The following is a 22,186-nucleotide window of genomic DNA, read 5'->3' on the forward strand; positions in this document are numbered from 1 at the left end:
GAATGCCAACGAATTTTCGGGCACCGCTCCACCACCGTCGGTGGTGGAGCGCTTGCCGCGGTGGCAAGCGCCTCGGCGGTTTGCGGGCTGATCCCCGAGAGGGCGGTGGTGAGAACGTCGATCGTGTCCAGGACATCTTCGGCCGCGACCGTGCTCCAGGTGGGGGTGACGACGTCGACGAGCTGGCGGACGCCCACGACCGCCGGCTCGACCGACTGCTCAACCCCGGGCGCGGCCCGGGGGTTCAGTCGCATACCGGGTTCGACGACACCACCGGCGACGCGCTGGAGCCAGCGTTCAGGAGCGGACGGTAGCCGTGTTGGCCGGGACGCTGCTCCTCTAGGGACAGGTCCCGGCCCTCCTCGGCTCTCTACACCACGGGCCCCTGCCAGACTCTTGGCAGGGCCCCTGCTGCCCGAAGCCATGAGTCACTCGACGTCTGCGGAGCTTCGAGTGCTGCCCAAATTCGTATACAGGTGCTGTCGGCTCGTGGGCTCCGGCCCAACTTCTGTGGACCCGGCCTGACGAGACCTTCCGTGCGTCGGCTCAAGTCCAGGTCGGCTGCAGTGCCGACGGGATTCGAACCCGCGGACAGACAGGAGCAGGCCCGCCCCGTCTCCGTCAGTCGACATGAGGGAACCTCGCCCACGTCGATCGCAATGGGCCGCTCTGCCACGGCACCGCAACCTGCGGGAATGCGCGCAGACCCGCTCCACCTCAGAGTAGGGACACCGTCCTCTGCGGACAAACCCTTATCTGGAACAGAGGACCTCTACCCCTGGTCCACAGAAGTTGAGCCAGAACCGGCTCGTGAACAAAGCCACTCGATCACACCCTTTCCGGAAAGCCCCATCAACGGCTTCTACGATCTACGCATACTGGATCCCGAGCTGCTGGAACGGGTCACCGCTCGGCGCGCGGAACTGGACGAACTCGAAGAACAGCTGGCCAAGCAGTTGGCGAAGGTGCGGGCGGAGCGGGACGAACTCGCCGTCGCAGAGAGAGTCCTTGAGCGGGTGAGCGAGCAGATTGCCGACGAGCGTGCCGAGACCGCGCCGGTGCCGGGGCATGTGGGAGGGCAGGTGGTAAGGCTGATCCCGCACCGCGCGGCGGGTGTGGAGGAGACCGCGCTCCCGCCGGACTACCAGCGGATCCTCCCGGCCGTGCGGCAGGCCACCGGGCAGGTCATGGCCCGCCAGGTCGGCGAGATGGTGGGGTGGATGTCAGCGTGCGGACCAAGCTGGAGCCGCTGCGCGGAAAGCTGATCGGGATGGTCGACCGCGGCTGGCTGCGGAAACTGCCCGACGGCCGATTCACCACCCGCCTGTGACCGGGGGCGCCGCAGCACGGCGGTGAGTCGGGGCGTAACCGGGGTGTCCCCAGCGTCCGTTGGGCACAGTGTGAAAAGAGCCAAAGAGCACGCGACGACACCTGGCAACCTGTCAACCTGTCAACCTGTCAACCAGTGCCGCGTCTCGCTGTCCACGCGCACCGTCAACCACCGCGCGTTGACGGCGGATGGTCTTCGGGAGGTCGGGCACGGTGGCAGACGGTGCTGAGCGGGCTTGTCCCGCCATGCGGCTCATGGTGCGGGACGCGTACGGTTCCGGCGATCTGAGCGCGGCTCCCGTACGCGCCGGAGGGTTCATCAACTTCGTTTACTGGCGGGGAATCGATCTGGGCCGGCCGCTCGGCGAGGCCGAGCGGATCCGCGGCCAGGAGAACCTGTACCGGCTCGTCCTGGGCTGCGCAGGCCCGCTGGAGGGCCTCAGCGTGGTGGAGGTGGGCTGCGGGATCGGCATGGGATGCGCGCTGGCGCTGAGGGAGCGCGGTCCCGGGGCGCTGGTCGGCACGGACATCCATCCGCAGCGGCTGCGGCGGGCCCGCGACGCGCAAGCTGGCCTGCTCCGCCAGGAGCCGCAACGGCTGCGGTTCGTGCTGGGAGCGCGGCGCGGATGCCGTTCGCGGACTGCGAGTCCGACGCCGTCATCAGTGTGGAGGCGGCTCAGCGCTTCCCGGACCTGACCGCATTCGCGGCACAGACGGCGCGGGTGCTGCGGCCGGGCGGTCGGGTGGTGGTGGCCAGCTTCTTCACGGTCGACGACGCACCGCGCCGGCCCGGGGAACTGGCCGCGCTGCTGGAGACGTCTGCCAGCGGCCTGGACATCGGACGGCCGGTGACGACGCTGACCGGGGCGTTCACGGCGGCCGGGCTCGTCGGCGGCCCGTGCGAACCGATCGGCCGCCATGTCTGGTCCGGCTGGGACCTGCGGCTGGCCCGGCGGTGGGCGCCCGGAACCTGGCCGCGAAGCTTCCTGCGCGCCTACGAGGATCAGATCCTCGGCTACTACGTGATCGTCGCGCCATCGGCCGGAGGCGCCCGCCGGGCCGGATCCGCGTGCGGTGGTCGGAGACCACCCCCCGGGCCTGAAGTAGTGGGCACGCGGTGTCGCGAGATCGCTCGACGACGCCGTCCGGCGCGACGCTTCACGAACGGCCGCCGCCGCCGGAAAAGCCCCTGGGTGATCCGCTCGGATGCTCCGGGAACACCACCCGGAGGGTCAGGCCGCCGCCCGGGTTCGCCTCCGCCGTTGCCTCAGCGCCGTGGGCGCGGGCGATGGACGTGACGATCGAGAGGCCGAGGCCCACTCCTTCGCCCGCCGCGTGTCTGCGTTCCTTCAGGCGGCGGAAGGGCTCGAAGAGCAGTGGCACGTCTTCGTCGGGAACGACCGGTCCCGTGTTGGTGACCTCCAGGCTGCGGTCCTCGGCCGTGGCTGTGATTCTGACCGTGCCGCCGCGGTGGTTGTAGCGGATCGCGTTGCCCACCAGATTGTTCACCAGATGGGTGAGCAGTACCAGGTCGCCTTCGACGGTCATCGGTTCCGTCAACGTCTTGATGGCGATCCCCTGTCCCCGTGCCTCGTCGCTGAAACCGGCTGCGACGATCGCGACGGTCTCGCCGAGCGCCACGGGTTCACAGCGCTCCAGGCCGCCTCCGTGGCTGGCGGCGAGCAGCAGGAGCGACTCGATGAGCTGTTCGCTGTTGTCGGCCGCGTCGATGAGCTGGCGCCGGATCCACCTGATCCGTTCCGGTTTGGGGTCGGGATCGGCCAGACCGATCTCGGCAAGCGCCCGCTGGATCGCCAGTGGTGTGCGTAGCTCATGCGCGGCGTTGGCGGCGAACCGTTGCTGGGCGGTGACCAACTGCTCGATCCGGCCCAGCATCTGATCGAAGGTGTCGGCGAGTTGCTTGAGCTCTCCTGGCGGGGCCTTCAGGTCGATGCGCTGGTGGAGGTTCTCACCGGAGAGCTTTTGTGCGGTGGTCGTGATGAGGCTGACAGGACGCAGCACCCGGCCCGCCATCCACCAGGCCAGGAACACCGAGAGAGCGGCGAAGGCGGCGAGGGCGATCGCGGACACCGTGAGCAGTCGCTGGAGCGTGGTGTCCGTGGCCATTTGCACGGTCTCGGTCACCGCGAAACTGCCCGCCTCAGCCGACGAGATGAATTCGCCGGGACTGACGGTCTGCGGGTTGCCCAGGTCACCCTTCAGCTTCGGATCCACCGCACCGCCGATGCGGGCGTCGAGCCCGTCCTGGACGAGCAGGTAGATGACCGTGACCAGCACGCATCCGGCCATCATCAGCAGGCCCCCGTAGAGGGCGGTGAGACGGGCCCGCTCACTCGCGAGCCGTACACGCGGAATCCGCTGCGGAGCCCGGCGTGCGAACGGACGCCCGGTCAACGCTCCTCCCTCGCCGCGGTGTACGCGATGCGGTACCCCGCCCCGGGGACCGTCTCCACCACCGGCGGTTCCCCGAGCTTCCCCCGCAGCCGGCTCAGCGCGACCCGCACCGGGTTCGTGTCGTACCCCGCGTGCTCGTCCCACACCTTTTCGATGAGGTCCTCGCTGCTGACGACCGAGCCGTCGGCCCGCATGAGCGTTTCGAGTACGGCGAACTCCTTACGGGTCAGATTCAGGTGATGCCCGTGCCGGCTTGCCTGCCGCCGCGGGATGTCCAGCACTATGCCACCCCGTTCGAGCACCGGCGGCAGCGCGGGCTGCGCCCGGCGGCCCAGTGCCAGGACCCGGGCGAGCAGCTCGTCGTACGCGAAGGGCTTGGTGAGGTAGTCGTCCGCGCCCAGGCCGAGGCCCTCGACGCGGTCCCGTACGGTCCCGGATGCCGTGAGCATCAGTACGCGGGTGAGGAGCTGCTGCGCCACGACGCGTCGGCAGACCTCGTCACCGTGCATGCCGGGCAGGTCGCGGTCGAGTACGAGCACGTCGTAGTCGTTGGTCTGCAGTTTGCGCAGACCGATGGCGCCGTCGTGGGCGATGTCCACCGTGATCGCGTCGCGGCGCAGCCCCTCGGCGATCATTTCGGCCAGGATCGTCTCGTCTTCCACCAGCAGTACACGCATGTTCCCTGTTTACCCGATAGTGACATTTCGGCGCTGTGACGTGGTCGGAAAGAGAAGCGACACGGCCTCTTCGGCCACTGTTCCTCCCGTCCGTACTCAGGTGAGTCCGTAAGGGAAGTGGAACCATGAGGAATCACAAGCTCGCCGTGGCCGTCGCGTCAGGCATCGCCGGTCTGGTCCTGTTCGTCTCCGGGTGCTCCAGCTCCTCCGGCGGAGAGGAGTCGTCGTCCTCCGGGGAATCGGCTGCCCCGGGCGGCGGCTCGGGTGGGGACGACAGCGCGGCGAACGCCGTCGACAAGGACCAGAAGCTGCGCAAGTGCCTCCGGGACAAGGGCGTCAAGATCGCCGACCTCCCGCCGGGCACGGACCCGCGCACGCAGACGCTCTTCCCGCCGGAGGGCACCCCGCCGGAGAAGTGGCAGAAGGCGCTGGAGGCCTGCGGGACCTCACCGCAGGGCGGCAGCGGCGACGGCGCTTCGGACCAGCAGCAGTCGGACCAGCAGCAGTCGGACCAGCAGCTCAAGATCATCCAGTGTCTGCGCGGCAAGGGCTTCACCATGCCGGACCCCAAGCCCGCCAAGGGCGGCATGACCGAGGCGTTCCGAGTCCCCCAGGGTGCCGACCCCGACAAGTTCATGACGGCCCTGAACGAGTGCGCCGCGTGAGGCGCCGCACCATGGCCGTTTCCGTCGTGCTGGTCGCGGCTGTCGCGGGCGGCGGCTTCGCGGTCACCGCCCTCGGCGAACCGCAATCCGAGGAGGGCAGGGTGGACCGGGAGGGCCGGGCCGGGCTCCCGCCCGCCACCGCCTCCGTGGTCAAGGGTGATCTGAGCAACAGCACCGGCATCGACGGCACCCTCGGCTACTCCCAGCAGCGCAAGGTCAACGCGGGCACGGCCGGCACCCTGACCTGGATCACATCCAGCGGTTCCAAGATCAAACGCGACGGCAGGCTGTACGCGGTCAACGGCCAGGACGTCCGGCTGATGTATGGCGCCGAGCCGATGTACCGCACACTGAAAACCGGCTCCAAGGGCACCGACGTCAGGCAGTTGGAGGAGAACCTGCGCGACCTCGGATACGGGACCGGGCTCGCCATCGACGACGAGTACACCGCCGGCACCGCCGACGCGGTCAAGCGCTGGCAGAAGGCGCACGGCCTGAAGCAGACCGGTCAGGTCGGTCCGGAGCAGATCGCCTTCGCCGCGGGGCCCGTACGAATCCAGAGCGCCGACGTGGCGGTGGGCGACCAGGCAGCACCCGGCCAGGCGGTCCTGACCACGACCGGTTCCGATCGTGTCGTACGTCTGGAGGCCAAGGTCTCCGAGGCGTCGCTGGCCAGGACCGGTGGCGAGGTCGCGGTGGAGCTGCCCGACGGCACCGTCACCAAGGGCACCGTCACCTCCGTCGCCTCCGTGGCGAAGCCGGGCTCGGACCCGAACGACAGGACGCCTCGTATCAGCATCGTCGTCACCTTCGACGACCCGGCCGAGGTCAAGGGCTTCGACAAGTCCCCCGCCACCGTCAAGTTCGACGGTGAGACGCGTAGGAACGTGCTCAGTGTTCCGGTCGGCGCGCTGCTCGCGCTGGAGGACGGTTCCTTCGGCGTCCAGGTCGTCGAGGGCGGCGAGGCGCGCGAGGTCAAGGTGAAGCTCGGTCTCTTCGCCCAGGGGCAGGTCGAGGTGACGGGCGACGGGCTGAGCGCGGGCATGAAGGTCGGGGTGCCGAACTCATGAGCGGCGCCTCCCCGCACCCGCGCGTGGCGGACTCCGGCCCGGTGGCACCGGCTCCCGTCCCGGATCGGGCCCCGGCCCCTGTGGTCGAGCTGGCCGGGGTGACCAAGGAGTACCCGGGCGGGGTCGCCGCGCTGCGCGGGGTGGACCTGACGATCAAGGCGGGGGAACTGCTGGCGATCGTCGGCCCCTCGGGCTCCGGAAAGTCCACCCTCCTGCACATCGTCGGCACCCTCGACCGGCCCACGGCCGGCTCGGTCGCCATCGCCGGACACGACGTCGGCCGGCTCTCCGACCGCAAACTCTCCGCGCTGCGCGCCCAGCACATCGGCTTCGTCTTCCAGGCGTTCCACCTGGTGCCGGGCATCAGCGCCCGGGACAACGTGGCCGAGGGGCTCCTCTACTCCGGGCTGTCACGTGCCGAACGGCACAGGCGGGCCGCCCGTGCTCTGGAGCGGGTCGGCCTCGGTGACCGGTTGAAACACCGACCGCACGAGCTCTCCGGTGGTCAGAAGCAGCGTGTCGCCATCGCCCGTGCGGTCGTCGGGGAACCCGACCTGCTACTCGCGGACGAACCGACCGGCGCGCTGGACACCTCGTCAGGCAAGGCGGTCATGCAACTGATCCACGACCTCAACCAGGAGGGCGCGACCATCGCCGTCATCACCCACGACACGGAGATCGCCAAGATGCTGCCGAGGCAGGTGCGTATCCGGGACGGGCAGGTCGTCCAGGACAGCGCGGCGCAAGGACACGTACGCACGCGGATACGGGGGGACGCCCCATGACCGCGCACCGGCAGCGGCCGACACTCAAGGCGGCCCGGCTGACCCCGCGCGACATCCTGCACACCGGGTCGGCCGGGATGCGCAGCCGGCCCCTGCGGGTGGTGCTGTCCGCCCTCGGGATCGCCATCGGGATCGCCACGATGATCTCGGTGGTCGGTATTTCGGCATCCAGCAAGGAAAAGGTCCTGCAGGAGCTCGACAAGCTCGGCACCAACATGCTGAAGATCACCCCCGGTGACGACCTGCTGACCGGGAAGAAGATCCCGATGGCCGAGGACGCGGTCGGCAGGGTGGCCAGGATCGACGGTGTCGAGCATGTGGGTGGCACCGGCCTGTTGGAGCATTCCGTACGCCGTTCGGAGAAGATCTCCGAGGACATCACCGGCGGGATCACTGTCCAGGCCGCCACCGAGGGCCTGCTCACCACCCTGCGCGGGCAGCTCCGCACCGGGACCTGGCTCAACAAGGCCACCGGCACGTACCCGGCTGTCGTTCTGGGCGACGTCGCGGCGGACCGCCTCGGCATCTCCCGGCCGGGCCAGCGGGTGTACATCGACGGCCAGTACTTCACCGTCCTCGGCATCCTCGACGACCTGCCGCTCTCACCCGAGATCGCCCGCTCGGCGCTGGTCGGGTGGGGCATCGGCAAGAGCATGCTCGGCTTCGACGGCCACCCGACGACGCTGTACGAACGCTCGGCGGACGCCGAGGTCGGCAAGGTCCACAGCCTCGTCGCCCGAACCGTGGACCCGCAGACCCCGCGCAACGTCAACGTCACGGACCCGTCCGCCGGCCTCCAGGCGAAGGCCGCGACCGAGGGCGCGTTCAGCAATCTGCTGCTCGGCCTTGGTGGAGTGGCGTTGCTGGTTGGCGGTGTCGGGGTGGCCAACACCATGATCATCTCAGTGCTTGAGCGTCGGTACGAGATCGGACTGCGCCGCTCCATCGGCGCGACCCGGGGGCAGATCCGGGGCCAGTTCGTCACCGAGTCCCTGCTGCTGTCCGGCCTCGGTGGCGTGGCGGGCATCGTCCTCGGGGCTGCGGCAACGGGCGTGTACGCGACGAGCAGCGGGCTGCCGTGGGTGGTTCCGCTCTGGGCCGTCGGCGGTGGGTTCGGCGCGACACTGGTGATCGGCACGGTCGCGGGCCTCTATCCGGCGGTACGAGCGTCCCGCCTGTCGCCGACGCTGGCGCTGCACGCGGCGTGAGGCGCCGGCGGGCGACGGGCCGCAGCCAGATGGCCGGGGCACGGCTGTCTGTCCGGCCGGGGGCCAGCTCTTTGCGCACTGCCGCGGCGCCGGGGCGGCAGGGGTGGCCGGGGTGTCGATGCCGCCGCGCACCAGGATTACTAGGTGGCGGACGGTGTCGCCGCCGACGGCCGCGTTGACCTTGGCGATGATCTGCCGCTGGTGGAGGGAACTGGGTGCGGTAGGCGTCGGAGGAGGGTCGAAAGTGCGGGGGGCGGGGTCTCCCCGTCGAGGCCGACGGCGACGAGGCCGGAGACCTCAGGTGTCCCGGAGGCAGTGGCCTGGTCTCGGCTTTCAGCCGCTTCGAACGCTCCGCCGCCTGGTGCTCGAAGCAACACGGGCAAAGGACATCAACGGTTTTCATGGCACTGCAGTCGCCGCTGGTGCGGGGTTCGGTCTTTCGGCGCAACCCGGGCCAGGAGCGGCCCCGACGCCAGCACAGCATTCCCCCTTCCCCTTTTCCAGGCCTTCGCCTGGGAAAGGGGGCAGCGTACTGACCATGCTAGGGAGCGGGTTTGCAGGTCACGGTGGTGTCGGTCATGCCCGAGGCCACGAAGTACTGCCGGTATTGCCTCAACTCATCGTTGGCCAGGTTCATCTCCGCTGCTGAGAACGCGCGTGTCCATTCAGGGTGGGTCGCGACCTGTGGGGTTGAGCAGGCTTGATCTTCGTTCGGGACTCGTGGACGATCTTGGCTTGTGTCCGATCTTCGTGCGGTGAACGCTCGTCTGCGCCAGGTGGTGGCGGACAAGGATGAGCTGATCGCTTCGCAGGACACGCTGATTCGGTTGCAGCGGGATCAGTTGGCTGGTCAGGACGAGTTGCTGGTTGAGCAGGCCAGGTGATCGCCCTGGTGGAGGAGGAGAACGCGGCGTTGCGGCGCCAGGTGGGGCTGGACTCGACGAATTCCTCCACGCCGCCCTCGGCTGATTCGATCGGGGCGAAGGCCAAGCGGCATGAGGCGAACTCGCGGCGGGAACGGTCCAAGGACCGCAAGCCCGGTGGGCAGCGGGGACACCCGGGCTCGGGCCTGGAGTTCGCGCCGGTCTCGGAGTTGGCTGGCACAGTGCCAGTCGGGCCCGCCGAGTGCTCGACCTGCGGCGAGTGTCTGGATTCGAACGCCCCTGGTGAGGGGTTCACCCCGGTCCAGCAGTGGGACGTCCCGCCGGTGACACTGCGCAAGGTCCAGTTCGAATGGCCGAGCTCCAAGCCAAGATCAGCGGGAGCTGGCGCAGCATGCGAGGACTCACCGCGTTCTGCCGCGTCCGTTCCTACGTCGCCACGGCCAAAGCCCACGGTGTCGAGGTCTTCACAGCCCTACGCAACGCCTTTCTGGGCGATCCCTGGAGCATCGCCACACCGGCATGACCACCAGGTCACCGCTGAATGGACCGTGCCCGCGGGTGGCGCGAGCGAAGGATGGTCGGGCGCGGGGCGGGCAGTCACGCCTGCCGCGGCCTGCGGAGTGGCTCGCTGTCGAGGCCGGCTGCCAGGGTCGCCGGTGATGCGGTGCGGCGTGGCCAGGTCCAGGCGGAGCGCAGGATGAAGGCCAGGAGCAGCACCTCAAGTCCGATGGAGAGGCCGTAGAAGGAGAAGTAGCTCCAGGACTCCCCTACCGCGTTGAACATCGAGACGGGGATGTAGAGCGTTGCTACGACGAGGTTGATGGTGCGGTTGACACGGGCGGGCAGTGTCGCGGAGAGCAGGATCATGAGGATCGGAATGGCCATGAGCGTGAGCGCGATGGCGACAAAGGTTGGACCGATGTCGAACTCGTGGACGATGCCGGCCAGGATGTCGTCGACGAAGCCGGGCTTGTACAGGGCGAGGTAGTCGACGTAGATGTAGAGGAACATGAAGCTGGTCCATGCTGCTGCGAGCTTGGCCTGCACGGGCATGCGCAGATCTTCCAGCGTGCTCTGGGACGGCGGATTCTCTAGTGCGGTACGGGATTGAGGCGTTCTCATCACAATGCTCCCTGGCTTGATGGGGTGGGTGCTTTCCACCTTCACGGATGCCGGCGGCGGGCACATCAGCCGCGGAGCCTGATTCGACCTGGCCGTTGGCACAGCCGGGCTCTTGTACTTTCGGCGGATACACGGAGCACGCGGGCCGCCTAGGCTGATCAGATGGCCACCAACGCACTCCGCTCGCTGTGGGCCGAACCTCGACCCACGAACGCCCCGGACCGGAGGCCGCGGGACTGGGCCTTGGTCGCGGTACTGATCTGCTGGTCCCTGCTGGAAGTGGTGCTTCGCCAGGACCTGGCGCCACGCCCGCTGCTGCTACTCGCGGTGCTCGCGGTCCTCGGCACCCTGCTGTGGCGACGCACGCACCCGCTCGTCGCGGTTGCGGTCTCCTTCGGCACGTTGACGATCGTCGACATCGTCAGAATCCTCACCGGGTCGCAAGGCGCCCTGCTGAACAGCATCTCCGCGGCGCTGATCCTGGCCTACGCCCTGTTCCGGTGGGGCTCCGGTCGGGAAGCCGCAAGCGGCATCGGCGTCATCCTGCTCTGGCTGGCCGTCACCAACGTCGCCGACACCACCAGCCTGGCGGATTCGGTCGCGTCATACGGGTTCTTCCTGTTCGCCGCCGCGCTCGGCGCCGCGATCCGCTATCACACGAAGATCCTCATCCGCGACATCGACCAAGCCAAGGCCCGCGAACGCGAACAGCTCGCTCGTGAACTCCACGACACCGTCGCCCACCACGTCTCGGGCATCGCCATCCAGGCCCAAGCAGGACGTGCCGTCGCGGCCTCCCACCCCGAGCGTGCCATTGAGGCCCTGGCCATCATCGAGGACGCAGCGACCCGCACCCTCACCGAGCTGCGCGCCATCGTCGGCGTGCTCCGCGCCACACAGGACACCGAGTTCGCGCCGCAGCCCGGCGTGGCCGAGGTCGAGCAGCTCGCCACCGATGGCCAGACACGTCCCTGCGTCGAGGTGACGCTGTTCGGCGAGTTCGACGACCTCAGCCCGGCGGTCGGGGCCGCGATCTACCGCCTGGCCCAGGAGTCCGTCACCAACGCTCGACGGCACGCCCGCCACGCCACCCTGGTCACCGTCGCCGTCACAGGCGACGCCGACCAGGTACGGCTGACCATCGACGACGACGGCTTCGCCGCTGGCGGCCGCGCCCCAGCAGGCTACGGCCTGGTGGGCATGCGGGAACGCGCCTCACTGCTCGGCGGCACCTTCCACGCGGGCCCCGCCGCCGAGCGGGGCTGGCGGGTAGAGGCGGTCCTGCCTCGAACCGGGACGCCACGATGAGCATCAGGGTCCTCATCGCCGACGATCAGCTCATCGTGCGCACCGGGCTGACGATGCTGCTCGACGCCCAGCCCGACATCGAAGTGGTCGGCGCGGCCGCCGACGGGCGAGAGGCAGTCCGCCTGGCGCTCCAGCTGCGCCCCGACGTCGGCCTGTTCGACATCCGAATGCCGCTGATGGACGGCATCGATGCCACCCGACGCCTCGCCGGCCCCAGCGTCACCGATCCCCTGCCGATCGTGGTCATCACCACCTTCGACCTCGACGAGTATGTCCACGGGGCGCTCAGAGCCGGCGCCCGCGGATTCCTGCTCAAGGACGCCGGACCCGCCCTGCTGACCCAGGCCATCCACGCCGCCGCCGCCGGAGACGCGCTGATCGCACCCAGCGTGACTGTCCGACTGCTCGCAGCGTTCGCCCGCGCACAGACCTCACCACCGAGGCAGCCGATAGAACCGCTCACCGCCCGCGAGGAGGAAGTCCTCGTGCCTGTAGCCCAGGGCCGCACCAACAATGAGATCGCCAGCGAGCTTTACATCACCACAAGCACCGTCAAAGCCCACCTCGCCAGCCTCATGCGAAAGCTCGGCGCCCGAAACCGCGTCGAGGTCGCCATGTGGGCCCACGAGACCGGCCGCGTCTGACGCCGCGAAGGCTCCCGCCGCCGTTTGCCGCAACCCCCCACAGCGTCACAAAGCGGCTCGGGCGCATATCGACCAGCCTTGTAGTACGCCACTCCCCCGGTCCGTTGCTGTTCGGGAGGCTCGGTCGGGAACACGCTGCAGGTTCGGGACCGTCTGGCATGGGGGCACGATGAGCTGCGCTCCCACCGGCAGACCCGCGGGGGCCGACCCGCTGGTACGGCGGTGGCGGGCAGGCCGGGCATGGTGGCCAGACCGGCCCAGACGAGCTGGTCGAAGTGCGGGTACCCGACGCCGTCGTTGCCGACCCGGCGTTCCAAGACATGGGGTTGTGATCGTGCGGGAGTGCGGGAGTGGGCGTGATGGGACACACCACGGCGTCGAACTCGCCGAAGAGTTGCCGCCAGCCGTGGCGGTGGAGCTCGCGACGACTGTTCGCCTCGATCCAGTCGCGGTGGCTGCACACCATGCCGCGCAGCCGTGTCGCGTCGAGGCTCTGGTCGTCTGTGCTCAGTTCGGCGGCGTAGGTCCGCGGCTGCTCGTACCCTTCAACAGGAAAACGCGCAACGGAGCTCGAAGACAGCAACTGCGTGTAGAGCGTCCCGGCTTCGGTCAGACCGGGCAGCAGCGGAGTGTGCCGTTCGACGAGGGCGCCTCCGTCGACAAGGGCGTCGTCCACCCGGTTCACACCCGCCCGCATAGCGGGCCCGGTCGGAATGAGCGGATGCTCGTCGAGAACCAGGACCCGGAAGTCGCCGAGCCGCTCGGGGCGCGCGGGCGGCAGCGTCAAGTCGTGCGCTTTGCCGAGCGTCCGCGGGTCCGGTCTCATGATGTCGAGCAGGAGCGTGAGGTCGCGGGCAGTGCGCGCCATCGGACCGACGACGGCGAGGTCAAAGTCGACCGGCTACTGGCACTCTTGCCACATGGCAATCGCGGGGTCTCGCACGAAGACGACGGACACATGGCTCATGCCTGCTGATGAGGTGCTTCTGGGGAAACGGATCGCTGAGGTGCTTCCCGCAGCCGGATGGCACTGCAGCCACCCGGGGCCTCTGGGTCTGCACCAAGTGCACCTGCATGCCTCGATCGAGTCCGCGCTGGGTTGCGGTAGCACGCAAGCGTTCCTCGGCCTCCCGGCAGGCGCCTCCCTGCCAACGACCATCGTTCCGGCTCCCGGCGTCAGCGCGCCGTGCGGACCGCCGATCGCAGCAGTTGTCCAGTTGCTCTGTTCACGCCTCAGGACGGATGAACGGGGTGAGTTCTTCGAGAGCGGGCGCCTCGCGGTGCGGTGGTTCGAGCCCGAAGTCGGACCGGAAACGCATCAGACGCTCACCGAGCAGACACGGCTGGTCTGGACTGCGTTGCGAACCGCGACCCGGCCGGCAGCGATCGAGACAGCAGTTGGTCGCCGCACTACAGGAACGAGAATCGGGCCCGCTGCCCATGACCAGGTGATCCGCCAGCAGGTGCCGCTGGCGGGACCAGGCGGTGAGCGGTTTCGGCTGGTGAACTGACGATCAGGCAGGCTCGTTCGGTCAGTTCTCCATCCACCCTGCTCGGACTGTGACTCGAACTGTGTCCGCTCACCCGGGCGTTCCCGGGTCGTGAAGGCGGCCTTCGCTTGCTGTTGTGGCCCGTCGCAGAGATCCGGGATCAACCGACGGCCGTTGCCATGAGTGTGGTGTGCCCGGATGCCCGGCGGGATGAGCTGTTCGAGATCACCGATGCGGTGCTGTGCGTCGACGGGCCGGTGTGGTCTCACTGGTGGATCCGACGTTGGTGCCCGAACACCGCCGGGCGCACGGCGCGTTGAACGGAGCCCTCAACGGCGGCCGGATCGACGTCGAGGGGTTGCGGACGGCGCTGGCCGGGCCGCCGTTGCCCCGGTTCGAGGGCGGGCGGGGTGGGAGGCCTGGTGTCGGAAGTACGGGGGCACGACGACGCAAGGGTGGTGGCCGCGCGGAAGAAGCGCATCGAGATATCTCGCGGCCATCTGTAGCGTCGCGGTTCAGGGCACTCCCCAGGGCAACGGAAGTCGAGAACTCACCCAGCCACCACACCGCATCCGACTTCCTCCAGCGTCAGGGGTGCTGCCCGGTTCGGTCCGGTTGGCCGGGCCGCGTGCGGGGTTCCGGTGTGCGCTGCCATGCCCGCGGAGTCACCCCATACGCCTCCCGGAAGCGTCTGGCGAAGTGGCTTGCGTCCCGGAAGCCCCAGGCATGGGCGGCCGCGCCGATCGGTCTGGTGCGGCCGTTGGGAGCGGACAGGGTGCGGCGGGCGCCTTCGAGGCGTTGTTCGATCAGCCACTGCTCCAGGCTGATGTCCGACCGGGAGCACAGGCGGTACAGGCCGCGAAGGGAGATGCCGTGGGCCGCGGCGATTGCGGCCGGTGTGAGATCGGGTCGGGTCAGATGGGTCCGCGCGTAGGACAGGACGCGCTCCAGCAGAATGTCGGGCGGTGCGGATCGTGCGTGGGGGTCGATCGCCCCCGACCTCGAACGCTTCGAAGCCCAGCGGGCCGGCTCGCACACCACCGAGATCGACAGTTCACACGTCGCCATGATGTCCCACCCCGGCACCGTCACCCGGCTCATCACCTCCGCCGCCCGCACCACGGCGGCCACCCGATCAGCGTCACGGCCACACCGGCCCGCCACGGACCGCCGTTGTCCCGGCCGATCACCGGACAGGTGACCGGATTCGCCCTCGGCTGGGAAGGCCAACAGCACGGTGTCCTCTGGATCTCCGGAGACACCGTCCTCTACCGCGGGCTGCGCGAAGTCGCCCAGCGGCTCACTGTGGGCACGGCCCTGCTGCACCTGGGCGGCGTACGCTTTCCGATCACCGGCCCGCTCCGGTACACCATGACCGCGGCCCAGGCCATGGAGCGGTGCCGCTGGCTCCGGCCCCACACAGCCATCCCCGTCCACTACGAGGGCTGGCACCACTTTTACGAAGGCCGCCCGGGCATCGAGCGTGAGCTCACCCGCGTACCAGACGACATCCGCGACCGGTTCCGTTTCCTGCATACCGGAACCGCCACCGGCATCGACGCCTGAGGCGGGCGACATCGAGGGGGTGGCGGCCGCGAAGCAACCGCATTTCGCCGCCCGCTGTTCTTGGCCAAGGCACAGACTTCGACCAGCGGAGCGTTCGTGTCGAAGACAGGCAGTATCAGCCCGGACAACAAGAAGTTCCCGTCGATCCCACAGGAACCGACCGCAGGGCGGTGCCAGACCGGCACCTTCAAGCGTCGTCAAGCACGTACCACCGGCGCCACCGACCCGCGCACCACTACTCGCGGCGCCCCGCCCCCACCAGTGCGTGGAGCTTCTTCCCCGCTTCGGCCACCCGGCGGGCCGCGGCTTCCTCCGTCTGACTCCGCGCGTGACGTGTTCGGCGTCGTCCTTCGCGCACGGCCCGCACAGGGGGTCCCACTCGCCAGGTCAGGAGTTCTGCCCCCTACCGGCTGCCCAGGGCCGTCGGTGAACTCGTTTCCGCAGCGCGCAGGCGTGCCCCGCAGCGGCGCCGAATGCGGCGCCGCTGCGCCCAGATGCCCGCGCCACGATGGGCCGGTGCGGGCTACTCCCCCGCGGGGATTCGGGGTTCCAGGCGTACGGGGAGGGATGTCAGGTGCCAGTTGACAGGGTTGCTGCCGCGTCGTGGATGTTCCTGATCAGTGGCGAGCCGCAAGTCGGGTACGCGGGCGAGCAACTCGGTCAGGGCGACGGCGGTCTCCTCCTGTGCGAGGTGCGCGCCCAGGCAGCGGTGGACGCCGTGTCCGAAGCCGAGGTGGGGTTCGCGGCTGTAGCGGGTGCGAGTGAGGTCGAGGCCGTCGGGGTCGGTGAAGGCGGCCGGATCGCGGTTGGCCGCGGAGACGATCGGAAGGACGGCTTCCCCGGTGCGTACCGGGGTGTTGCCGACGGTGGTGTCGCAGATGGCATAGCGGGGCAGCGCGCGTACGACGGGTCCGCAGTAGCGCATGAGCTCGTCGACGGCGTGCGGCATGAGGGTGGGGTCTTCGCGCAGCAGGGCGAGTTGATCGGGGTGGGTGAGCAGCGCTTCGGTGCTGTTGGCGATGAGGTTGACCGTGGTGATGTGCCCGGCGACGACCAGGTTGACGATGAGGGCGACAAGTTCGTCGGTACTGAGTCGGTCGTGGTGGTGGGGTGCGAGCAGGTCGGAGATGAGGTCGTTGCCGGGGCGGGTGGCATGCAGCTCGACGAGGGCGTGGGCGTCGGCGACCATACCGGCGAGGGCGTCGCCGAGTTGGTCACCGCAGACGCCGGCGGTCAGCGTGGCGCTCCGCGCCCGCCAGCGCTCTCGGTCGGCTTCGGGAACGGCGATGAGCTCGCAGATGACGGTGATGGGCAGCGGTCGGGCGAAGTGTTCGATCAGGTCGACGACGCCGTCCTCGGCGTGGTCCGGCAGGCGGTCAAGCAGGTGGGTGGCGACGGCCTTGATCCTGGGGCGCAGCGCGGCCACACGGCGCGGGGAGAACGCGGCAGTGACCAGGCCGCGCAGTCGGCGGTGGTCGGGGCCGTCCGAGTCGAAGATTCCGGCGCGCAGGTACTTCTCGTGCTCCGCGTACATGCCGCGGGCTTGCCAGGTCTGTTCGGTGCGGTGGGCCACCGCACCACCGGGGACGGTCGTGGCGTCGATGGTGAAGGCGGGGCCGCTCATGATGGTGCGGATGTCAGCGTGGCGGGTGGCCACCCACATGGGGTCCACACCCGGGACGCGGCCCCGCACCATCTGCTCGCGCTCACGGATATGGGTGTAGGCGGTGAACGGGTCGCGGATCAACTCCTGATCCGCGAGGTCCAACAGTTCGCTGTCGGCCTGGGTGGTGCCCGGGTCCTGCACAGCCATGTCGGAACGCTCCAAACACATGGATGTCTCAGGTGACGGCATCATGGCAGCGGCCCACACCCCACCGCCGACCGCCCGCGCCAATCCACCTGAACGAGGGTATTCGCCGCGAGCATCGCCACCGTCGGTGAACCCGCGCGAACCTCACCACCACACGGTCACAGGGGTGTTGTCAGTGGCGGCTCCTAGGATCCGGCCATGAGCATGATCGGAGAGTACGCCCGCCTCACCCCCACTGAGCTGGACCGGGCGGTCCAGGACCCCTACTGGGCCTGGGAGTTCGTCGAGGAGCACCTGGCCGCGGCGCCAGGCGACGGCACACCCGTTCCCGGGGGCCGTCTGCACAGCACCGGGAAGATGTGGCACGCGCTGGAGTATCTGCTGAGGCTCCGGGGCGTCGAGGTGAACGTGGTTCATGGTGAGGAGGAGATCCCCGGCGCGGGGCACTGGGGGTACGGAGTGCCCCGGACGATCAGCCCGGAGCGGGTACGGGTCGCCGCGAGCGCGATGAAGGCGATCACCCCGGAGGGACTCGTCGAGGAGGTCGCCCCGGCGGAGCTGGCGGACGCGGGGATCTACCCCTGTACGGGCTCCGACCCCGTTGAGCGGCTGGACGACGTGGCGGTCGCGTACCAGGATCTCGCTGCCTTCTTCAGGACGGCCGCCCGTCTCCGGCAGGGCCTGGTGGTCTGGATCGCCTGATGGAGGGCCCGCGGGTGCGACCAGAACGAGCTCGCCCTCCTCCGCGGCCGAAGACGCCGGGGGACGACCGCTGGTGGGAGGCGCCGCGGTGCCGGAGGTGTATGACCATCAGCTGCGGCCAGGCCGGGCGGACTAGCCGGGCAGGCGCGGGGCGAGAGAGTCCCTGGTGGATTCGGCGTGCCGGGCATGTCAGCGTGATCGGAGGACGCCGGGCCCAGGATCTCGTCCCGGCCCTGGCCGCGCACGACGATGGGCACGCTGTCCATGCCCTCCAGGGCGCCGACTGTTCACATTCGCTTGCGGCCCTGCGCATCGCAGGGCAGTCTGCCCATGCCGTACACCGCCCGGAATTCGCGGGTGGCTTGGGCTTCGGTCTCCGCGATAGCGGTGGGTTTCACCCGGACCAGGCCGGTGAAGGGGCGTTCCACATCGCGGATCATCAGCAGCGCTCCGGTCAGCAGGGCGGTGATCAGCAGCAGTGCCACGAGTTGGGGCCTGTGTGTCCGGCCCAGCGTGTACAGGGCTCCACCGGAACGCGGCCGGTGGAAGAGCGCCGGGCGGGCTCATGGACCACCACCGCCTCAACCCCAACGAGGAGGCGACCATCCCCACCGCTCCGAAGCCATGGGCCCCGTGGTGTGTTTCGTGGTCGTGCAATGGGCTGTCTTCCCAATCACCCACCGCACCCTGACCGTCACCGCTTTATGCCTGGTCGGGATCAGCGACGAGTAGCCGGGGTTCGAGGTCGGTCAGATCGTCGGCGTCGTAGTCCAGTTCGGCCGCCGCCGACAGCAGTCGGGTGTACTCCGCCCGCCCGAGGAGGAGCCGGAAGGAGTTGACCGTGTTGACGAGGTAGTCGATGGCCATGTCCGGCTCGCCGTTCGCGACCAGTTCACGAACCGATGTCAGTGCCGGCACGGAGATCCCGCGTGTGACGGCTCTCCGTTCCAGGGCGTCTACCACCGCGTACACCGATGCTGCTGCCGTCCGCGTCATGACCGCCGTCCAGATTCCTTGCCCGTACCGCACGACGTCTGAACCGTCCGGTGGGGCGACGATCATATCGCTGCCCGCGCCGGAGGCCGCGTGAACCAGCGACCGTCCCGTAAATGATCTCCGAGCCGTCTCGGGCGGGGCAGCCGTCGCGCTGGCCGCTCGTCTGTCCGCCGAGTGTGAGCCTGTGCGCCCGTGCGATGCCCCACATGACATCGTGGACGCCGTCGCCTTCGGGGTGACAGTCGCTAATGATCTTCCAGGCCTTCACCCGGGCCACGATGTGCTCGACACGGGCGCGGACCGGCATGTGGGACCGGCCGTGTGCTTCTTTCCCGTCCGGGAGGCCGGCCTGGCCGCGCTCGCGGGCGCCACCGAGGAGTGGCTGCTCCCTGGAGGGAGTAGTCACCCACATCTCCCCAGAGGAGTTGTCAGAAGAAGACGAGGATCACGGGCATGACGGGTCTTCTCTGCTGACTCCGGCCACGCGCCCGCTGGGACCCGGCAGCGAAACGGCTCCGCCCTCAGGAGGAGGGGGAGCCGCTCGGGTCAGTGCCGCTCGGGTCAGTGCCGCTCAGGCGTGGCGGTGGTGGCGCTTGTTACCGGTGACCAGTCGGTAGACGGCGAGCAGGATGACAGAGCCGATGATGGCGGCGATCCAAGTGGAGAGGTCGAAGAAGCCGTCGATGGAGTCGACGCCGAATATGACCTTGCCGAGCCATCCGCCGAGCAGACCGCCCGCGATGCCGATGAGCATCGTGATGATGATGCCGCCCGGGTCCTTACCCGGCATCAGCGCCTTCGCGATGAAGCCCGCGAGCAGTCCGATCAAGATCCAGGCAATGATGCTCATGCGCTGCTCCTACCTCGATGAATAAAGCCGGTGTTAAGTCTCGTCTGCACCGTGCCGAGGTTTCCAAACGTCCGGACCGCCTGATCATCGCCGGCGGGGCAGCTCTGGCGGGCAGCCGGTTTCGTCGCGGTACAGCCATGGGCTTCGTCGTGGTACAGCCGCCCCATGTGGTGTTCGGGTGGCACCGTGCCGCGCGGGTGGACACAGGTGGACAAGTGCATGGCAGGCCGGCCGACTTGGTCACACTGATCGCTGTCCAAACGATCCGGATTCGCCCTCACGGCTCACTCGCGTCAGGTGGGGGCTTGGAGGCGGCGAACCAGGGACCGTCAGCCTCTGCGTGGAGTTCCTGTTCCTTTCCCGTCGCCTCCTGCCGGAGCGCGACGGTGTGCCGCGCGGTGGTGCGGGAGGCTTCGACATCGGCGGTGCGGGCCCATCTGGTCCGGGAGACGGGTTCGCCGGGTGCGGGTCCTGGCACTGGCGAACAGCGCCAGGATCGTGAGCGAGGACCCGCGGCAACCGAGTCCGCCCGCTCCGATTCACCCGATTGCCCGCAGTACATCGCAGAGCCCCCGCAGCAGGCACTGACCGTGCTCAGGCGCACGCCCAAACATCGCGGATGCCGTACCCCGGGGACAGCAGGAGGACATGGATGCGGGAATCTCTGCGTCAAAGGGGCGCTGAGCAGGGTCGATGCAGGGAGCACTAGGTCGCTGGAGGGGGTCGGTGCTCGGGACAGGAGCGCGGGAACGCATGAGCTCCGCCCAAGAAGGTGGGACAGAAATGCGGGTTCCTGGTGTCCATGAGCAGTGTGACCAGGCGAAATGTGCAGACATGACGGTCACTGCGGCTAGCCGGTCACGGGGACACCGACGCGGATTAGGCGCTGAACGGGGTCGTGAGGCAGCCCCGAATGCTGCAACATCCTCCTACGAAGGCGTCGGCAACCCGCCTTGAGCGCACGCCTTCTACCCACTCGCAGTACATCCATCTGGAGTTAGACCCGTGAGCAACCCGACCTGCGGCACGTCCTGCGTCGTGCCGACTCCCCTCAAAGCCACTGAAGTAGTGGTCCTCATCGTCATCGTCATCGCCGCGGCGGCCTTAGCCCTCGCCGGCTTCCAGTCCGTGGGCGTGATCGTCCTGACCGCCGAGGCATCAGTCCTCGGAGTTCAGCTGCTACGCCGACTGCGAAGTAGCCGCTGTACGCCGGGATCCGCGGAGGCATAACTCCCATGGGGCGCAGGGAGAACCCGATCGTTCAGTGCAGCAAGTCTTTGCTCGCCCTGGCGACCTGGCTGCGCGCCGGCCGTGAGGAGGCGGGGCTGACTTATCACCAACTCGCCTCCCACACCGGCTTCAGCGCCGACACTCTTTCGCGCGCCGCTTCCGGACGCAGCGTCCCGCGAAACCGGAGCGTGGTCGTCGCGTACGCCCAGGCATGCGGCCGCAGCCCCAAGGAGGCCGAACGCCTGTGGAACTACGCCCGACGGGACGAAGCGCGAGCCCAGGGCGTACTCAATGGAAACCGCAGTGGAGGCCACATAAGCGTCGTGAAGGACTTCGCAGACCTCCACTCCGCCATCGTCGACCTGTACCAGGACAACGGAAGCCCGCCCCTGCGGTGCCTTGACCCGCGCACCGGAGGCCTCGGGCGGCTACCTCGTAGCACGGTTGGACGAGTCCTCAAGGGCCAATCCACGCCCAGCCGCCGATTCGTCCTCGCATTCGCCGAGGCGTGCGGTGCGCGCCGGGCAGACCTGGAGGAATGGGGGAAGGCGTGGGACCGCGCCGACGCCGATCGCAGGAACACCCGGGCTCGCCGTATGAGAACGGGACGCCCGCAGAACCTTCTCACCAGGCACGATCGCGTTACCCCCCGCGACCTCCAGTTGCTCATGAGCGACCTTGAGTTGGCGGCACGCAAGGCACCCGGGCTGAAGTTTCTGGTGGCCATCCCCGATCCGAACGAGACGAGACCACAGCAGTCCGCTCGCATGGCCCGCGAGCTCCTGGTCGACCAGGCACAGCGACGAGGTGAACTCACCTGCCCTCAGTGCCGACGGCCCTCGCTCGGCTACGACAACGTGAAGGGGTGGACCGCGGTCCTCTGCGGCAACTGCTCCGCCGAGCAGGCGGGGTCGCTCCTTCCCTCCCACGAGGAACCGCCCCTCGCTCCTTCGGCCTCTCTTTGGCCCACTCCGCACTCTGTCCCGTCTGCCGCACCCCGACCAACGTGGTACCCGGTCCCCCCGCATTCGCCCGCCCGGGCACACCCCGCGGACACGCAGACCCTGGAACTCAAGGTCCCCCCGGACGTTCAGCCCACACCGCTGCCACGCCGGATACCCCAGGCCGACTGGCCTGACCCGGTCGACCCGACTCCCGCGCACCCCCTCGACACTGACAGCCTCGTCACTCTTGTCGACCCACTGCCGCCCGCGATCAACGGTCCCGCGCACCCTGCACCGCCTGACCTCGCACGTTCCGAGACCCCCTTGACCCCCCGTGTCCGCATCAGAACTCCCGGAAGCAGACCAAGCCCGACCATTGACTTGCGTCGGCCATTCAAGCGTGATGATGACTGACCCATGGTGTTGCTCTTCCGGCTCATGTGCCCTTCACCCGTAGCAGATACGGAACAGTCCGCGACGGTTGACCC

22 protein-coding genes, 1 tRNA gene and 5 pseudogenes are annotated in these 22,186 nt (G+C 68.9%); 17 read left to right on the forward strand and 11 right to left on the reverse strand.

Annotated features, from left to right (window positions below; all coding sequences use genetic code 11):
* The first annotated feature begins 80 nt into the window (after positions 1-80).
* A complete protein-coding gene (locus tag NBG84_RS07585; protein ID WP_250918524.1) occupies positions 81-314 on the forward strand; it encodes a hypothetical protein in 234 nt (77 codons plus the stop codon).
* 250 nt (positions 315-564) lie between these two features.
* On the opposite strand, the gene NBG84_RS07590 is transcribed toward NBG84_RS07585, so the two are convergent.
* Positions 565-682 (reverse strand) — tRNA-OTHER (locus NBG84_RS07590).
* Positions 683-695: 13 nt separating this feature from the next.
* On the opposite strand from NBG84_RS07590, the gene NBG84_RS07595 reads away from it, so the two are divergent.
* Together NBG84_RS07595 and NBG84_RS07600 are read left to right on the forward strand one after the other, a co-directional pair.
* Positions 696-1,265 carry a hypothetical protein gene (locus NBG84_RS07595; protein ID WP_250918525.1) on the forward strand — a complete coding sequence of 190 codons (570 nt, stop codon included), beginning with the start codon at positions 696-698 and terminating at the stop codon, positions 1,263-1,265.
* A gap of 690 nt (positions 1,266-1,955) precedes the next feature.
* Positions 1,956-2,021, forward strand: a pseudogene (locus tag NBG84_RS07600) (hypothetical protein); the annotation flags it as partial.
* A 466-nt stretch (positions 2,022-2,487) separates the two neighbouring features.
* Here the strand turns inward: NBG84_RS07600 and NBG84_RS07605 are convergent.
* Both NBG84_RS07605 and NBG84_RS07610 read right to left on the reverse strand, forming a co-directional pair.
* Positions 2,488-3,744, reverse strand: a complete 1,257-nt coding sequence (locus tag NBG84_RS07605; RefSeq protein WP_250918526.1) for a sensor histidine kinase — start codon at positions 3,742-3,744, stop codon at positions 2,488-2,490.
* Positions 3,741-4,421, reverse strand: coding sequence for a response regulator transcription factor (locus NBG84_RS07610; protein ID WP_250918527.1), 681 nt, complete (start codon positions 4,419-4,421; stop codon positions 3,741-3,743). Before NBG84_RS07610 ends, NBG84_RS07605 begins: the two co-directional genes overlap by 4 nt.
* Positions 4,422-4,546: 125 nt before the next feature.
* Here NBG84_RS07610 and NBG84_RS07615 point away from each other — a divergent pair, with 125 nt between their 5' ends.
* From NBG84_RS07615 to NBG84_RS07640, 7 genes and pseudogenes are all read left to right on the forward strand, one after another.
* The gene (locus NBG84_RS07615; RefSeq protein WP_250918528.1) at positions 4,547-5,086 is read left to right on the forward strand and encodes a hypothetical protein; all 540 of its coding nucleotides are present in this window, start codon (positions 4,547-4,549) and stop codon (positions 5,084-5,086) included.
* Between the two features lie 11 nt (positions 5,087-5,097).
* Positions 5,098-6,156, forward strand: coding sequence for a peptidoglycan-binding protein (locus NBG84_RS07620; protein WP_250918529.1), 1,059 nt, complete (start codon positions 5,098-5,100; stop codon positions 6,154-6,156).
* Positions 6,153-6,941 carry an ABC transporter ATP-binding protein gene (locus NBG84_RS07625; protein ID WP_250918530.1) on the forward strand — a complete coding sequence of 263 codons (789 nt, stop codon included), beginning with the start codon at positions 6,153-6,155 and terminating at the stop codon, positions 6,939-6,941. Before NBG84_RS07620 ends, NBG84_RS07625 begins: the two co-directional genes overlap by 4 nt.
* Positions 6,938-8,149, forward strand: a complete 1,212-nt coding sequence (locus tag NBG84_RS07630) for an ABC transporter permease (RefSeq protein ID WP_250918531.1) — start codon at positions 6,938-6,940, stop codon at positions 8,147-8,149. Before NBG84_RS07625 ends, NBG84_RS07630 begins: the two co-directional genes overlap by 4 nt.
* A gap of 755 nt (positions 8,150-8,904) precedes the next feature.
* A complete protein-coding gene (locus tag NBG84_RS40530) occupies positions 8,905-9,033 on the forward strand; it encodes a hypothetical protein (protein ID WP_285366476.1) in 129 nt (42 codons plus the stop codon).
* 8 nt (positions 9,034-9,041) lie between these two features.
* Positions 9,042-9,206: pseudogene (locus NBG84_RS07635) on the forward strand (DUF6444 domain-containing protein); the annotation flags it as partial.
* 176 nt (positions 9,207-9,382) lie between these two features.
* On the forward strand, positions 9,383-9,556 hold the full coding sequence (locus NBG84_RS07640) for a hypothetical protein (protein WP_250918807.1): 174 nt from the start codon (positions 9,383-9,385) through the stop codon (positions 9,554-9,556).
* A 74-nt stretch (positions 9,557-9,630) separates the two neighbouring features.
* Here the strand turns inward: NBG84_RS07640 and NBG84_RS07645 are convergent, their stop codons facing one another.
* Positions 9,631-10,155, reverse strand: a complete 525-nt coding sequence (locus NBG84_RS07645; RefSeq protein ID WP_250918532.1) for a DUF6326 family protein — start codon at positions 10,153-10,155, stop codon at positions 9,631-9,633.
* A 162-nt stretch (positions 10,156-10,317) separates the two neighbouring features.
* Between NBG84_RS07645 and NBG84_RS07650 the strand changes: the two genes are divergently transcribed.
* Positions 10,318-11,463: a sensor histidine kinase gene (locus NBG84_RS07650; RefSeq protein WP_250918533.1), complete on the forward strand. Its 1,146-nt coding sequence runs from the start codon at positions 10,318-10,320 to the stop codon at positions 11,461-11,463.
* A complete protein-coding gene (locus tag NBG84_RS07655) occupies positions 11,460-12,107 on the forward strand; it encodes a response regulator (RefSeq protein WP_250918534.1) in 648 nt (215 codons plus the stop codon). Before NBG84_RS07650 ends, NBG84_RS07655 begins: the two co-directional genes overlap by 4 nt.
* A gap of 45 nt (positions 12,108-12,152) precedes the next feature.
* Here NBG84_RS07655 and NBG84_RS07660 read toward each other — a convergent pair.
* Positions 12,153-13,008 (reverse strand): annotated as a pseudogene (locus NBG84_RS07660) (amidase family protein); the annotation flags it as partial.
* Positions 13,009-13,776: 768 nt separating this feature from the next.
* Here NBG84_RS07660 and NBG84_RS07665 point away from each other — a divergent pair.
* A pseudogene (locus NBG84_RS07665) lies at positions 13,777-14,006 on the forward strand (transposase); the annotation flags it as partial.
* 179 nt (positions 14,007-14,185) lie between these two features.
* On the opposite strand, the gene NBG84_RS07670 reads toward NBG84_RS07665, so the two are convergent.
* Entirely contained in the window at positions 14,186-14,665 is a 480-nt protein-coding gene (locus tag NBG84_RS07670; protein ID WP_250918535.1) for a helix-turn-helix transcriptional regulator, read from the reverse strand.
* Between NBG84_RS07670 and NBG84_RS07675 the strand changes: the two genes are divergently transcribed.
* A complete protein-coding gene (locus tag NBG84_RS07675; RefSeq protein ID WP_250918536.1) occupies positions 14,576-15,163 on the forward strand; it encodes an MBL fold metallo-hydrolase in 588 nt (195 codons plus the stop codon). The two genes, NBG84_RS07670 and NBG84_RS07675, sit on opposite strands and share 90 nt — an antisense overlap.
* A gap of 523 nt (positions 15,164-15,686) precedes the next feature.
* Here NBG84_RS07675 and NBG84_RS07680 read toward each other — a convergent pair.
* On the reverse strand, positions 15,687-16,976 hold the full coding sequence (locus tag NBG84_RS07680; protein WP_250918537.1) for a cytochrome P450 family protein: 1,290 nt from the start codon (positions 16,974-16,976) through the stop codon (positions 15,687-15,689).
* A gap of 198 nt (positions 16,977-17,174) precedes the next feature.
* On the opposite strand from NBG84_RS07680, the gene NBG84_RS07685 reads away from it, so the two are divergent.
* Entirely contained in the window at positions 17,175-17,678 is a 504-nt protein-coding gene (locus NBG84_RS07685; RefSeq protein ID WP_250918538.1) for a YfbM family protein, read from the forward strand.
* A gap of 287 nt (positions 17,679-17,965) precedes the next feature.
* On the opposite strand, the gene NBG84_RS07690 is transcribed toward NBG84_RS07685, so the two are convergent.
* From NBG84_RS07690 to NBG84_RS07705, 4 genes and pseudogenes are all read right to left on the reverse strand, one after another.
* Entirely contained in the window at positions 17,966-18,163 is a 198-nt protein-coding gene (locus NBG84_RS07690) for a hypothetical protein (RefSeq protein ID WP_250918539.1), read from the reverse strand.
* 217 nt (positions 18,164-18,380) lie between these two features.
* Positions 18,381-18,674, reverse strand: coding sequence for a hypothetical protein (locus NBG84_RS07695; protein ID WP_250918808.1), 294 nt, complete (start codon positions 18,672-18,674; stop codon positions 18,381-18,383).
* Positions 18,675-18,840: 166 nt separating this feature from the next.
* Positions 18,841-19,038, reverse strand: a pseudogene (locus NBG84_RS07700) (IS5/IS1182 family transposase); the annotation flags it as partial.
* A 207-nt stretch (positions 19,039-19,245) separates the two neighbouring features.
* Positions 19,246-19,524 carry a GlsB/YeaQ/YmgE family stress response membrane protein gene (locus NBG84_RS07705; RefSeq protein WP_250918540.1) on the reverse strand — a complete coding sequence of 93 codons (279 nt, stop codon included), beginning with the start codon at positions 19,522-19,524 and terminating at the stop codon, positions 19,246-19,248.
* A gap of 1,005 nt (positions 19,525-20,529) precedes the next feature.
* Here NBG84_RS07705 and NBG84_RS07710 point away from each other — a divergent pair.
* Together NBG84_RS07710 and NBG84_RS07715 are read left to right on the forward strand one after the other, a co-directional pair.
* Complete coding sequence (locus NBG84_RS07710; RefSeq protein WP_250918541.1) at positions 20,530-20,754, forward strand: hypothetical protein; 225 nt, start codon at positions 20,530-20,532, stop codon at positions 20,752-20,754.
* Positions 20,755-20,759: 5 nt separating this feature from the next.
* A complete protein-coding gene (locus tag NBG84_RS07715; RefSeq protein WP_250918542.1) occupies positions 20,760-22,112 on the forward strand; it encodes a helix-turn-helix domain-containing protein in 1,353 nt (450 codons plus the stop codon).
* The last annotated feature ends 74 nt before the right edge of the window (positions 22,113-22,186 follow it).

Source organism: Streptomyces albipurpureus, assembly GCF_023701525.1.
Lineage (GTDB): Bacteria > Actinomycetota > Actinomycetes > Streptomycetales > Streptomycetaceae > Streptomyces > Streptomyces albipurpureus.